Origin of the sequence: Anaerococcus hydrogenalis DSM 7454, assembly GCF_000173355.1 — a bacterium.
Taxonomy (GTDB): Bacteria; Bacillota; Clostridia; order Tissierellales; family Peptoniphilaceae; genus Anaerococcus; species Anaerococcus hydrogenalis.
Window position 1 is genome coordinate 1 of sequence record NZ_ABXA01000034.1, and the last position, 13,818, is coordinate 13,818.

General features: G+C 30.5%; 16 protein-coding genes and 1 pseudogene. 2 read left to right on the top strand and 15 right to left on the bottom strand.

Annotation, left to right across the window (positions count from 1 at the left end):
- The 7 genes and pseudogenes from ANHYDRO_RS11465 to srtB all read right to left on the bottom strand — a co-directional run.
- Positions 1-83, bottom strand: an 83-nt coding sequence (locus ANHYDRO_RS11465) for a hypothetical protein (RefSeq protein WP_222859605.1), incomplete at its 3' end; no start/stop codon positions are given.
- Positions 62-226: pseudogene (locus ANHYDRO_RS10000) on the bottom strand (hypothetical protein); the annotation flags it as partial. The pseudogene ANHYDRO_RS10000 and the gene ANHYDRO_RS11465, both read right to left, overlap by 22 nt.
- 5 nt (positions 227-231) lie before the next feature.
- Positions 232-4,419, bottom strand: coding sequence for an SHIRT domain-containing protein (locus ANHYDRO_RS05585; protein WP_162010671.1), 4,188 nt, complete (start codon positions 4,417-4,419; stop codon positions 232-234).
- A gap of 455 nt (positions 4,420-4,874) precedes the next feature.
- Positions 4,875-6,491 carry a chaperonin GroEL gene (gene groL, locus ANHYDRO_RS05590; protein ID WP_004814419.1) on the bottom strand — a complete coding sequence of 539 codons (1,617 nt, stop codon included), beginning with the start codon at positions 6,489-6,491 and terminating at the stop codon, positions 4,875-4,877.
- A gap of 9 nt (positions 6,492-6,500) precedes the next feature.
- The gene (locus ANHYDRO_RS05595) at positions 6,501-6,782 is read right to left on the bottom strand and encodes a co-chaperone GroES (protein WP_004816894.1); all 282 of its coding nucleotides are present in this window, start codon (positions 6,780-6,782) and stop codon (positions 6,501-6,503) included.
- A gap of 83 nt (positions 6,783-6,865) precedes the next feature.
- Positions 6,866-7,771 (bottom strand): DNA-3-methyladenine glycosylase family protein, encoded by a 906-nt coding sequence (locus ANHYDRO_RS05600; RefSeq protein WP_004814421.1) that lies wholly within the window; start codon positions 7,769-7,771, stop codon positions 6,866-6,868.
- A gap of 8 nt (positions 7,772-7,779) precedes the next feature.
- Complete coding sequence (gene srtB / locus ANHYDRO_RS05605) at positions 7,780-8,544, bottom strand: class B sortase (RefSeq protein ID WP_004814422.1); 765 nt, start codon at positions 8,542-8,544, stop codon at positions 7,780-7,782.
- A gap of 82 nt (positions 8,545-8,626) precedes the next feature.
- On the opposite strand from srtB, the gene ANHYDRO_RS05610 reads away from it, so the two are divergent.
- Positions 8,627-8,854, top strand: a complete 228-nt coding sequence (locus tag ANHYDRO_RS05610; RefSeq protein ID WP_004814423.1) for a glutaredoxin family protein — start codon at positions 8,627-8,629, stop codon at positions 8,852-8,854.
- A 129-nt stretch (positions 8,855-8,983) separates the two neighbouring features.
- A complete protein-coding gene (locus ANHYDRO_RS05615; RefSeq protein ID WP_004814424.1) occupies positions 8,984-9,799 on the top strand; it encodes an HAD family hydrolase in 816 nt (271 codons plus the stop codon).
- Between the two features lie 40 nt (positions 9,800-9,839).
- Here ANHYDRO_RS05615 and ANHYDRO_RS05620 read toward each other — a convergent pair whose 3' ends face one another.
- From ANHYDRO_RS05620 to ANHYDRO_RS05650, 8 genes are all read right to left on the bottom strand, one after another.
- Positions 9,840-10,073: a hypothetical protein gene (locus ANHYDRO_RS05620; RefSeq protein WP_004814425.1), complete on the bottom strand. Its 234-nt coding sequence runs from the start codon at positions 10,071-10,073 to the stop codon at positions 9,840-9,842.
- 11 nt (positions 10,074-10,084) lie between these two features.
- Positions 10,085-10,258: a hypothetical protein gene (locus ANHYDRO_RS10045; RefSeq protein WP_004814426.1), complete on the bottom strand. Its 174-nt coding sequence runs from the start codon at positions 10,256-10,258 to the stop codon at positions 10,085-10,087.
- Positions 10,259-10,392: 134 nt separating this feature from the next.
- Positions 10,393-11,091 carry an aldose epimerase family protein gene (locus tag ANHYDRO_RS05625; protein WP_004814427.1) on the bottom strand — a complete coding sequence of 233 codons (699 nt, stop codon included), beginning with the start codon at positions 11,089-11,091 and terminating at the stop codon, positions 10,393-10,395.
- Positions 11,092-11,143: 52 nt separating this feature from the next.
- A complete protein-coding gene (locus tag ANHYDRO_RS05630; RefSeq protein ID WP_004814428.1) occupies positions 11,144-11,629 on the bottom strand; it encodes a ferritin in 486 nt (161 codons plus the stop codon).
- Positions 11,622-11,918 carry a hypothetical protein gene (locus tag ANHYDRO_RS05635; protein ID WP_004814429.1) on the bottom strand — a complete coding sequence of 99 codons (297 nt, stop codon included), beginning with the start codon at positions 11,916-11,918 and terminating at the stop codon, positions 11,622-11,624. Before ANHYDRO_RS05635 ends, ANHYDRO_RS05630 begins: the two co-directional genes overlap by 8 nt.
- Positions 11,919-11,967: 49 nt before the next feature.
- Positions 11,968-12,597: an epoxyqueuosine reductase QueH gene (locus ANHYDRO_RS05640; RefSeq protein ID WP_004814430.1), complete on the bottom strand. Its 630-nt coding sequence runs from the start codon at positions 12,595-12,597 to the stop codon at positions 11,968-11,970.
- 8 nt (positions 12,598-12,605) lie between these two features.
- Complete coding sequence (locus ANHYDRO_RS05645) at positions 12,606-13,160, bottom strand: chromate transporter (RefSeq protein WP_004814431.1); 555 nt, start codon at positions 13,158-13,160, stop codon at positions 12,606-12,608.
- Positions 13,150-13,707, bottom strand: a complete 558-nt coding sequence (locus ANHYDRO_RS05650; protein ID WP_004814432.1) for a chromate transporter — start codon at positions 13,705-13,707, stop codon at positions 13,150-13,152. Before ANHYDRO_RS05650 ends, ANHYDRO_RS05645 begins: the two co-directional genes overlap by 11 nt.
- Positions 13,708-13,818: the final 111 nt, after the last annotated feature.

Genomic DNA, 13,818 nt, shown 5'->3' on the forward strand with positions numbered 1-13,818 from the left:
GTAGGAGTAGTTTTCTTCTTGTAGATATGTTTTGTATTTCCTTTTTCATCGGTTTTTGTTTCTACAAATTCATATCCATCAATATCTTTTTTGTCTTTTGTTCCATTTCTTTTGGAGCAATTGTCTTACCATTTTCATCGACAAATTCTGTTACTACCTCTGGAATGAATTCCCATGTTCCTGTGAATTCTACATCTTTATCTTCTACAGTTTTGCTATCTTTATCGTAGCTTACAAATTTCCATGTTCCATCTTTAACTTTACTTCTTTGTTTTGGCTCTGTTGGTTTACTTCATCGCCTTTACTTTCCAGGTTGATCTTCTGGTAGAAGTTTGTTACTTCTTCTGGAAGTTCTTTCTTTGGATCTTTACTTACAAATTTGTGGGTTACTTTGTGTTCTTCTGGTTTTGGATTAGGTGTGAATTCCCATGTTCCTGTGAATTCTACATCTTTATCTTCTACAGTTTCTTTGTCTTTGTCGTAACTTACAAATTTCCATGTTCCATCTTTTACTTTTACTTCTTTTGTTTCTGGCTCTGTTGGTTTTACTTCATCGCCTTTTACTTTTCCAGGTTGATCTTCTGGTAGAAGTTTTGTTACTTCTTCTGGAAGTTCTTTCTTTGGATCTTTACTTACAAATTTGTGGGTTACTTTGTGTTCTTCTGGTTTTGGATCTTTTGTAAATACCCATGTTCCTTTTACGTTTTCGTCTTTGTTAGTGATTTCTACTTCATTCTTATCGTATGATTCAAATTTCCAAGTTCCCTTGTTTGTTTCATCTCTAAATTCAGCGTCTTTTCCTTCTGGAACTGGGGATGTTACTTTATCGCCTTTTACTTTACCTGTTACGTCTTTTGGAGCTTTTGCTTTTAATTCAGCTGGTAATTCTACGCCTTTTGTTCCACTTACGTATTCGTATGTTACTTTGTGTTTGTTTGGTGTGAATTTCCATTCGCCTTCGAATTTTACGTCAGCTCCGTCTACTTTTGCGTCAACATCTTTTGTATCAGAATTTTGATCTTTGAAGCCTTTGAATGTCCAAACTCCGTCATTTGTTTTGTCTTCTACGTCTTTTGGATCTTTTAATTCTCCTGGCTTAGCATTTGTGCCATTTACTGCTGTCTTTTCAGCTGGAAGTTGAGCATCTACAGCTTTTTTAACATCAGCTGGCATTTCTTTTACTGGAGAATCTTCGGCAACTTTAAATTCGTGTGTTACTTTAAATTCATCTTTTACAAAATTAGCTGTAAATGTAAGTGGTTCTGTGATTACTGCTTGTTTTAATTGTTCTTCAGTAATCTTTTGTCCAGCAGGAATTTTTGTTCCATCTTTTAATATGATTTCTTTATCTGCTGTCCAGTGGCTAAATTTATATCCTTCATTTGCTTTTGTTTCGGTTCCTTTTGGATTTGATTTAAGTTCAACTTCTTCTTTTGTATTATCTACAAAGTTTTTGTCTTCCTTAACTTGTCCATTGCCATCAGTTGTGTAATTGATGATAGGAGCCCAGATTGCATAGATATAATTATTTTTATCTTCTTCTAGTTTGTTGACATTGACCTCTTCGCCTGCTTGGAATTCAGCTTTTGTTGCAGCTTTATCTCTGCTCCAGCCTTTAAAAGCATATCCTTCACGGGTGTATTTAAGATTTTCGTCTTTATCATTGTCTAGGACTTTATGGAAGTCTTCTACAACTATTTCATTAACTGTATATTGACTACCTTTACCACCGTTTGGATCATATGTTACCTTTGTAAGTGATGAATCTTTTATTTCTTTCCATTGAGCGTAAAGAGTTTTATTTTTATCCATTAGGACAGTTTCGCTTGGTTTAATTAGTCCGCTAGAACCATCTTTTGTTTCACTCCAACCTACGAAAACTTTTTTGCCACCATTTACTTTAACATTTCCAATATCTTGAACTTGTGCTTTGGCATCAGTGATATAAGAGCTTGAATCTATTGGAGCTTCTCCTTCAACTTTGTCATTAGCTTCTAAGTTCAAATCGTATGTCAATTTTAAATAATCATATTTCCACTTAGCATATAAGTGAGTATCATTATTTTTAATTTGTTTGTGAAGATTTGCTTTTACAAATCTACCATTTTTATTTTTCTCATACCAACCCAAAAATTCTGTTGCATTTTTTGGTTGAATTGGTTTAGGGAAATTCTCTTCGCTGACTTTTTTATCTTTATATTTTCCATCATAAAGAGTGTCATCTTCAGGAATTTCACTTATTTTTTCTATATCTTTTTTATAGTCATCTTGGTTGGTGTGGAAGGTTACTTCATATTTACGAGAATCCCATTTTGCGTAGACTGTAATGTTATGAGCAGGCATTTTTGCTCCAGCTTCATGTTTGTGTTCTACGTTAAATTCTGAGTCATCATACCAACCTTGGAATACTTGACCTTTAGAATTTGTAGTTTCTCCTTTTACATAACCAAGTCCAAAATCGCTTGTATCAGCTTCATATTTGTATGGTTTTGAATCTAATTTTTTACTTCCAGAGTAATAATTTATTTTATAAGTTTTGCGTTCGTAGAATAAGAAACCTACATAAGAACCATCTTCTATATATGGTGTTCCTGTGTAGTTTTGATAATTTCTTTGACCTTTACCTGCGGCAAACATATAATCTCTAAAGGCTGGATTGTTTACATTTATTGATTGCAAGCCATCACGAGACATATCTCCAGTTTTAGGCTCAAATCCTTCTATGTCATCTACATGGTCAGTTTCATCTACCCAAGAAAATGTTGGATTTAGTTGACTCATTCCTTGGTATGGCTCATGGACTCTAGACTTGCCTCCGTTATAATGATAGTACCACTCAGAGTTTTGGAAGCTTATTCTTTTACCAATTTCTTCCATAGTTCCAAGAGTAGCTTTTAATTGATCGAGTGATCCGCTATTTATTTGTGCATTAAATTTACTTGGATCCCATTCAACAAAGCGGAGTTGGTATTTTGTACCCTTAGCATAAACTCTATACATATAAATATCTTCATCACCCATTGCTGGTGCTCTAGTATAGAAAGATTCTATGCTTTTATCCCTGTAGTAAATATAATCTTGATTTAGCTTAACAAACCATTTTTCAGAACTTTGACCGTAACGCAAATCTACTTGAATATTTCCATTATCATCTTTGGCATTGACCCAATTAGGTTGATAATAATCAATTTCATTTGCATTTTTATAAACCGAAATTGTATGAACATTTCTATCCATATAGACAGGTACAACTGTACTGCCATCAGCTTTTATTGTTTCAAAAGCTTGTTTTGTTTTTTCTTCGTTTAAATGGAAACCTAAATAATCTAGGGTTTGAGGATTAGTATAGGTGTGATCCATTTGTCCGTTTTCGTCTTTACTATTGTAGCCATCGCTAAAGCGGCCATCTTTTTTTGATAGCTTACTAATATCTTCAACTATTGGACCAGTTGGGGCTACCTTAGGATCTGGATTTTCACTTCCTTTAAATGGTAGGCTTGTTTTTTGCCCATTAAGTCCTCTTGCTGATATTATTCCAAGGAAGGTGTAGCCGTCATCGTCAATATTTTGGGTCATAACCTTAAATTTATAGTCAACTACAACTGGTTTCCATACAGCATACACAGTAATGTCTTCTTTTAATTCTAAAGTATTAAGGTCAACAGGATCTCCATCTTTTTTCAAAGACCAATGGCTAAATTCATAGCCTTCTCTTGTAGGATTTTCTGGCAATTTCTCAAGCTTGCCATCATCTTTTGCAAATATTTGGTCTTGGTAGCTTGCGTCGTCTCCTGTTATAAATGTTGCCTTGTTTTTAGACTCTGTAATTGCATAGAGTTTAATGTCAGTTTTTCCTGCTGCAATATCTTCTTTCAATGACTTCTCATCATAAACACCAGATTTTCCGTCTTTTGATGTTGACCAATTTACGAAGTATTTATTAGCATCATAAATTGTAGGATCTTCTGGTAGTTTATAAGAATCAGCATCACTGATGGTGTCAGTCATATAAACTCTATCATTTTTATCGCCAACTATATAGTAGGTTATTACTACTTGATTTTTGAAAACTGGGTAAACATTAATTATTTTTTTGTCGTTACCTTTAATCTCTATTGGCGTATCAAATTTAATTTCATTTCCATCTTCATCTTGCCATTTTAAAAAGACTTTATCTTTGTCTTTAAATACATGGCCAGGATCAGAAATTTCTTTTCCATCAAGAATTATTTGTTTTTGTATTTCTTTTGCTGAATCTTTATTTTCTATTGTGTCATTATAAAAATGATACTCATTGATTCCTTGTTTTGGCGATAATATATTGGCATAGCCTAATTTAACACCAGCTAAAACAACAAAAGCAATAGCAATTAATACAGAAAACAAAATCTTTCTTGGATTTTTATTCTCCTTACTCATAATTCTCCTCTTTTTCATTAGCATAAATCACAAATACAGTCAAATTTGTGTTTCAGCTAGATTAGTAAACGTTTTTTAAAAAACATTTAACCTGCAACACTCTTACAAATTTAAAATGAACTGATATTTACCTCCTCCCGTATAAATCTACTTGTTTTTGAATATTTTTTACAAGAAATTTTTTAAAAATTTATTAGACTGTAAAAAATTATTATAATTTGTTCATTTTCTAAATTATACCATATTTTGAAACTTTTTTATACTAGATAATTATCTTATCAAATTATTTTTTTTACTTATTATAGTATTGTTAATAAATATAAATCAATTGTAAATTATAAACTTTACATTTCAAAAAACATTTTTATTTTAATGCTTAAAAAATTATAAATTTAATTTTAAAAATAAAAAACTCTTGCAAAACAATATTATTGTCTTGCAAGAGCATATTTATATTAATATCCCATTGGCATTTGTGGTGGCATTTCTGGTTTTTCTTCTGGTATATCTGCCACTGCTGCTTCTGTTGTTAGTATCATACTTGCAATTGATGTTGCATTTTCTAGGGCTGATCTTGTTACTTTTGTTGGTTCTACTATTCCTTTTTCAAACATGTTTACATATTCATCATCATAGGCATCGTAACCTGTATTTTTGTCTGATTTTTTAACATTTTCAAGTACAACTGATCCGTCCATTCCAGCATTTTCTACGATTTGTCTAAGTGGTGCTTCAAGAGCCTTTGCTATTATTTTTGCTCCTGTTTTTTCGTCATTTTCTAATTTTTCTTCTAAAGCTTCAACTTTTTTGATAGCTTCTATTAAAACTGTTCCACCACCTGCAACTATTCCTTCTTCAACTGCAGCTCTGGTTGCTGATAGGGCATCTTCAATCCTATATTTTTTATCTTGCATTTCTGTTTCTGTTGCAGCTCCTACGTTTATTACTGCAACTCCACCTGCAAGTTTTGCTACTCTTTCTTGGAATTTTTCTTTGTCGTATTCTGAGTCACTTGCTTCTATTTGACCTTTGATTTTTTCTACTCTTTCAGCCAAGGCATCTTTGTCGCCTTTTCCTTCAACAATTACTGTGTGGTCTTTGTCAACTTTTACTTTTTTAGCTGATCCAAGATCTTCTATTGTAGCTTCTTTTAATTCCATTGATAAGTCTTCTGAAATTACTTTTGAACCTGTAAGAATTGCTATATCTTCAAGCATTTCTTTTCTTCTATCACCATAGCCTGGTGCTTTTACTGCAACAACGTTGAAGGTTCCTCTTAATTTGTTTAATACAAGTGTTGTTAGGGCTTCTCCGTCTACATCATCTGCAATTATTAAAAGTGGTTTTGATGATTGAACAATTTCTTCAAGAAGTGGTAGGATTTCTTGGATATTTGAGATTTTTTTGTCTGTTACAAGTATATATGGGTCATCTAAATCTGCTACCATTTTTTCGTTATCTGTTGCCATGTATGGTGACAAATATCCCTTGTCAAATTGCATTCCTTCTACTACGTCAAGGTAGGTGTCTGTTGTTTTGGATTCTTCTACTGTGATTACTCCATCATTTCCTACTTTTTCCATAGCATCTGCAATAAATTTACCAATTTCTGGATCTGCTGATGAGATTGTCCCTACTTGCTCGATTGCTTTTTTATCTTCTACCTCTTTTGATGATTCTTTGATGTAGGAAACAACTTCATTACTTGCTTTTTTTAATCCCTTATTTAAAACTACTGGGTTTGCTCCTGCAGCTAAGTTTTTAAGTCCTTCTTTTATAATTGCTTGGGCAAGAACTGTTGCTGTTGTTGTTCCGTCTCCTGCTACATCATTTGTTTTTGTAGCAACTTCTTTTACAAGTTGAGCACCCATATTTTCAAATCTGTCTTCTAGTTCTATTTCTTGGGCGATTGTTACACCATCATTTGTAATTGTTGGTGCACCGTAAGATTTATCTAAAACTACATTTCTTCCCTTTGGTCCAAGAGTAACTTTTACAGCATTTGCTAATTTATCGATTCCTCTTTCAAGACCATCTCTTGCACTTTTGCCATATGCTATATCTTTTGCCATAATCTTCTCCTATTCTACTACTGCTAATACGTCTTTGTATGCTAATACTACGTAATTTTCACCGTCAATTTTTACATCTGTTCCTGCATATTGGGAATAAATAACCTTGTCTCCTTCTTTTAAGGAATCTTTTTTGTCTTGGTCATTTAAAATATCATTGCTAATTGCAACAACTTCTGCGTATTGTGGTTTTTCTTGGGCAGATTCTGGTAAAACTATGCCAGATTGGGTTTTCTTTTCTGCTTCTAATTTTTTTATAACTACTCTTTCACCGATTGGTTTTAAGTTCATTTTATATCCTCCTTTTAGCACTCATTAACTTTGACTGCTAACTACTAATATAAATATACAAGTAATTTAAAATAATGCAAGTTTTATTTGCCTATGGCGTTTTCTCTGCCGTAATAGAATAGATATTGTTGGACGTAGCCTGCATTTTCCCCAAAATATTTGTCAGCATAGGCTGAAATTTGTTTTTTTGGAACTTCTTCTTTAATAAATAAAAATTCCATAACTCTTTTAATCCAAACATCAACTGGGAAGGTTTCTCTTTTGTGAAAGGCAAAAAGCAAAATACAATCAGCAACTTTTGGTCCTACTCCTGGTAGCTCTTGGAGTTTTTTTCTTAGATCCTCTGTTGGCATTTTTATATCTTTTTCAAAATCAAAAAATCCATCATTAATTATTTTTGCAGTTTCAACTATTCTTTTATCACGAAATCCAACTCTTGCTTTTTCTCTTAAGTCTTCTGGCCTTGCTTTTGATAGTTGTTCAGGGTTTGGGAAGGAATAATATTTTCTTCCCCTATATTCTCCAATATAATCTCCATACATTTCAGAAATTATTCTCACAGCTTTTTTAATTCTTGGGATTTGGTTGTTAGCTGAAATTATAAAAGAAATTAGGGTTTCAAAAAATTCTTGGTTTAATATCCTAATTCCTGATCCATATTCTGTAGCCTTTTTTAAAGTTTCATCTACAGAAATTTTTTCTTTTATTTTTCCATAATCTACTCCAAGGTCAAAATAATCGTAAAAAATATCATAAAATTCTTCTTCACTTACATTGTCTATTATTATTTTGTCCCCTTCTTTTTTGAGATTTATAATTTTTCCCAAAAAAACTGCAGTGAATGATCCATCTTCTTCTTCAAAAAAGTTAAAACATTGGCCGCAGGTAAAAATATCTTTTGGGTCAAAAGATTCATGGTAAAAAATCAATTGACCCTTTTCTTCTTTTATATTTAATTTATTTTTATTTTCTTCTATATATCTGTTCATTTTAATCCTTATCTTACTCTTAGAGCATGAACTGCTAGTCTTTGGTCTTTGTAGTCATATTGACATGTTGATAAAGTAATAATTGTATCACTTTCTTTGAAGTCGCGAGTTTTCAACTCATTTTCAGAATTAGCCTTTAATTTATTAAAATATTTTATTTTTTCTTCAGAATCTTCAAAGTCTAGCGTCCTGTAATCATATTCGCTAGGAATACCATAAGCTGAAAATACTTGATATTCTCTGAGCCCTTCATTGGTTACTAAATATATCGTTCTATGATTTTGTGCAAAATCATTTTTTCTATACCCATCAAGCCCAGTAAACATAGATTCAATATCTAAATGATGTCCATATATTACAGTATTTGCATCATCAACTTTCGAATCATTCATATAATCCATAAAAATGGAACCTGCTATATCATATTTTTTATTTATTCCTTTTCTCAAATAAAAACTATTATCATTAGCCTGCATTATCGGATAAGCTATATAGGTTCCTGGAATCTCCATAAATGCTTTTACATCCGAATTTTCATTTTGTAATTTTTCCAAAATCTTCATATACTTTTTTTCTAAATTATGAAATTTTTCTTCCGAACTTGTATCATCTTTTCCATCTACATCAGAAACTTCATCAACAATTCTAGAGATATGTTGATTGTTTTTATAGTTAACATAATAATCATATCCCCTTCTACCTAAAATTCCCAAACATACTATTATAATAATTACAAGAATTATCCTAATAAGTTTTAATAATTTATCTTTCATAATACCACCTTTAAAACTTCCTTTCTATTAGTATAATAATATAAAATGAGAATATTATGAAATTTATTTTTAAGGAGAATATATGTCAGACTATAAATTATTTGTAGGCAGTTTTTGTCCTCACTGTAGGAAGGTTGAAAATTTCTTGGATGAAAATGATATAAAAATTGATATTGTAAATATAAATGAAGATAGGGATGCCATGATGGAATTAATCCAAAATGGTGGCAAAAGACAAGTACCATGCCTTTTCCATGATGGAGAATACATGTACGAATCAAATGATATAATAGAATTTTTACAAAAATAATTTTTTAAGCGTGTGTTTTTTAATGCACGCTTTTATTTAATTTAAAATTTACATTTTTATATTAATAAGAAAATTTTTAGTTGTAAAAATTAAAATACACTTTGGGTATAAAATAAAAAAGGAGAGTTTATGATAAAATTAATTGCAACAGATTGTGATGAAACGCTTTTGTCAAATGACAAAACAATTCATCCAAGAAATATAGAAGCTATCAAAAAAGCCCAGCAAATGGGAATAATAATTACAACAGCCACAGGCCGTGGTCCCTACCAACTTTTTGATATCTTAGAGCAGATTGATAATGTAAAAGAAGATAGGTTTTCAGTGCTTTGTAATGGTGGAATAATAATGGATAATGTGACAAAAGAAATTGTCCATTCATCTCCAATTCATTATAAAAAAGCAGTAGAAGTTTCAAATTACTGCAGGGAAATTGGGGTCCATTTTCAAATTTATACCGACAAACATTGTTATATATTCGCAAACGGAAATGAAGTTTCTGGAAATTATGATAAAAATGTTTATAAGTTTGTCCAAAATGTAGAGGATATTAAAGATCTCGATAAGGAAATTATAATTAAAGTTATAATAAAAAATTCAAACCTAAACTACCTAATGAGCCTTGAAGAAGACATAGCAAGGATTTGTGATTGGGATGTAGCTATTTCTTATTCATCTGATACCTTTATGGAAATAAATAAAAAAAATGTAAACAAGGCCAAGGCCCTTGAAATCTTATGTGATCATTACAATATAAAAATGGAAAACGTCCTAACCATAGGCGATAATTATAACGACAAAGAAATGCTAGAAGAGGCTGGATATTCTGCAGCTGTTCAAAACGCCCACCTTTTATTAAAAGATATAGCAAAATATACAACCAAGGCCACAAACGACCAAGGAGCTGTTGGTGAGGCTATAGAAAAATTTGTTTTAAATCAATAGAAAACACCCCAAAATCTTAAAAAGAATTTGGGGTATTTTTTTACCATACTGACTTTTCTTTTACAAAAAATTTATAAATTAAATAAGCTATTGCTCCAATAATTCCAAGTGGAATTAATAAAAAGAGGATAGGAAAAATTATAAATCCTCCACATATTAAAATTGGAATAAATAGGGCAAAAACTATAGAAAATAAAACTTTTATTATCTTAAATCCCAAGATTAGTCCAAGGATTGTTAAAATTATTTTTACAATTTTGTTTTTATTATTCATTTTTCCACCATCTATTTAAAAATATCTTCTTTCTTAATTAAAACTTTATATAGGAAATATATAAGAAGTACAGGTATCACTATTGATACAACAATATTAATTGCAAGACCTAAAAGTTTTAATACAATAACAGCAAAAAGAGCCATCAACAAAACTCTTAGAACATTTCTAGCTTGATCATTCATAATTTCCTCCCATCTTAATATTATTATACTTTATTTTTATATTTTTCAAGTTTCATATTAATATATTTAATCTTTTTTTCTTTTATTATTCATATATTAATTTTACTTTTAATTAAATGAAAACTAGCTATAAGCTAGTCTTCTATAGATATTTTTATATTTTCCTTAAAAGTCTTACCACTTTTTAGAATATAGGGATTATTTATTTCTTTAGAAAAACTTGGCCCATTATAACAAGGCTCTAGGCACAAGTAATCTCCATTAAAATCTGTCCAAATAGCAAATTCTTTAAAATTTTCATTTTCTATTGAGATATTAAAGTATTTGATTTTTATACTAGCTTTTTTCTCTTTTAGAAAATATGTGTCTTCTAATCTTATATTTTCAAGGTCAAGACCTTTAATTTTAGAATCTTTGTCAATATAAAAATATGGGTGAAAGCCAGGAGCAATTTCTAAGTCCTTTTTTGACTTATTTATTATTTCAAGATAAACAAAAAGGCTAGAATCTTTTAACTCATACCTTATTTTATAAAGAGAATTTTCATATTCTCCCTTTCCATCAAGTTTTAGGTCAATAAAATTTTCACCCCTGTTTTCCACATCCCAAAAAGAATTTCTTCCAAAACCATGTTGGTCTAGATTTTTTATATCACTTTTCCCAAAATTTGGAAGGCAAGGATGCATTCCTCCCCTTGTTTTCAAATCACCCTCTATTTTTAATATAAGTTTTGGGAAAAATATAGGCTTATTATTTTTGCTAAATTTTTCTATGTAAGCTCCATAGGAATTTACTGTCATTTCTAGATTTTTTTCTTTTAATTTTATTTTCATATCTTTAATTTATCTAACAAAAAAAGACCAAGTAAAACTTGGCCTCAATTTATTATCCTCTGTGTGCAAGTTGGCCATCAAGAATGTAAAGGCCACCATAATTTCCATTAATTCTTTCAAGTCTTGTAACAAGTTTACCGAAAGTATCTTCTTCTTCAACTTGTTCATCAACAAACAATTGGATAAATGAAATTACTCTTTCATCTCCTTCTTCTCTTGCAGCTTTTGCTATTTCATGAATTCTTCTTGTAACTTCTTTTTCATGGTCTAAAGCTTTTTTTGTTACATCTAATAGGTCTTCAAATTCTTCATTTGGAGCTTCCATTGCTTTATATACTGGTTTAAATCCAACTTCTTGTAAGAATTTAGTCATTTTTTCAGCATGTTCAATTTCTTCTCTAACTTGTTGTCCAAACCAGTGAGCAAATCCTTCAAATTCTTCATCATCAGCATAAATTTGCATAGCCCTGTATTCATATGCTGATTGTAATTCAAAGTTCATTTGGTCATTGATCATTTCTAGTAATTTTTCACTCATTATATTTTCCTCCTAAATAGTCATCGTACAATATATATACCCCATATATCATACATCCATTATCGATTAATTTTTGTATCACTTCTGTAATCTTAGAAGAGATCAAATCTATGGTTATAGAAGATTTTTTAATCGCCAGTCTGTTAGTCTCGACTAATTTTTCGTCGATTAGACAATTAAAAATTCCCACAAGCTTATCTCTATCACTTATATTAGTTTTTATTGTAACTGGTATTATATTATTTAATTGATCTTCATTTAAATTTTTTATTAGTAATACATCAGCCATAATTATCTCTCCCTATATAAAATTACCCAAAGAAAGATAAATATAACATTTATTTTAAATTTTTCTTCTCTTCCATCTCCCTATAAGAAAAGACACAACCACAATAATCTTGCCTGTACAACTTATATTTTTTTGAAAGATCTATAGAATCCTTGTAGCCATTTTTCTTTTTAAAATCAGAGTACAAATATTTTATCCCATATTTTTCTTCCAAATTTTTCCCAATCTCATTAAGCCAGGCTGAATTTTTGTAGGGAGAAATTGAAAGGGTAGTTGTAAAATAATCATAAGAATTTTTCTTGGCATAAATCGCAGACTTTTCAAGTCTTAGCTCATAGCATTTATAACAAGACTCTCCCCCCTCATGGTCATTTTTCCTATCAGAAACATATTCATAAAAATCATTTGGACTATTTTCAGGAAAAATCACCCTAGCATCTAGGTCCATATCATTAACAAGCTCTCTTACAGTCTCCACTCTTTTTTCAAGCTCATTTGCAGGATAAATATTTGGATTATAATAAAAAATATCTATATCAAAAAACTCTCTCAAACGTGTCAATACACTAGATGAGCAGGGAGCACAACAAACTTGAAGCAAAAGCCTTGGTTTTTTTCCTTCCTTTACAATATTTTTTATAATCTCTTCCATTTTCAAATTATAATTAATTTTTACCATAAATCACCTCAAATAAATAAATGTATAAACAAATAAATAAAACCAGAACCTATCATTAAAATTATAGGATCAATTTTACTTTTCCTAATAGCAATAAGCATAAGAATAAATAAAATCACCATAGAAAAATCAGTATTTTCCAAAGATACTTTATTTATATCAAAAAAAGCAGTCTTTAAAATATCAATCCCTGCAGCCAAAATCATAGACACAACAGCTGGCCTTAAAAATCCCAAAACACTTTGCATTGTATCAAGATTTCTATACTTACTATAAAAATAAGAAATAGAACCCACAATAATAAATGAAGGCGTTATACAACCAAGGCTTGCTACAATAGCCCCCCAAAGTCCAAAAACTCTCATCCCAACAAAAGATGCAGAATTAATAGCAATAGGCCCTGGAGTCATTTGGCTTATAGTAATAAGATTATTAAACTCAGAAATACCCAGCCAAGAATTTGCATTTACAACTTCTTCTTGAATCAAAGGAAGGGCAGCATAGCCTCCTCCAAAAGAAAAAAGTCCTACCTTAAAAAAACTTATAAATAAATTAAGAAGCATGATTACCTCCATATAAAGAATAAATAATACCAAAAACAATTAGGCCAAGAATTATATAAATAATATTTACATGCAAAAAAACATTTAGGATAAAAGATATGATAAAAATTCCATAAATCAAAAATCCCTTGCCAACAATAACTTCCTTGGTCATATCTATAACTACATTTATAATCAAAGCCCCAACTCCTGCCTGCATGCCCTTTAAAACTAAAGCAATATATCTATTGGAAATAAAGGCATCATAAAAATAAGAAATTACAGAAATAATTATAAGAGGAGGAATGACAGTGCCCAAAGTGGCAACAAGAGCTCCAATAAATCCAAATATTTTATAACCTACAGAAATAGAGGCATTAATAGCAACAGCCCCAGGAGATGATTGGGCAATAGCTGTCATATCGAGCATCTCTTCCTTATTAATCCATCCCAATTTTTTTACAAAAGTAGTGTCCATCAAAGATAAAATTACATAACCCCCACCAAAAGTAAAGGCTGACAAATACAGGGTATGTAAAAATAATTTAGATAATTTTTTAAAATCCATAAAAAATCCTTTCTCCTTACATTTTACTATTTTTTTCTTAAATAGTTATGAGATAAGCTACTTTATATATAAAAAGCAAGGAAAAATCCTTGCTTATTTATATTGGTGAAA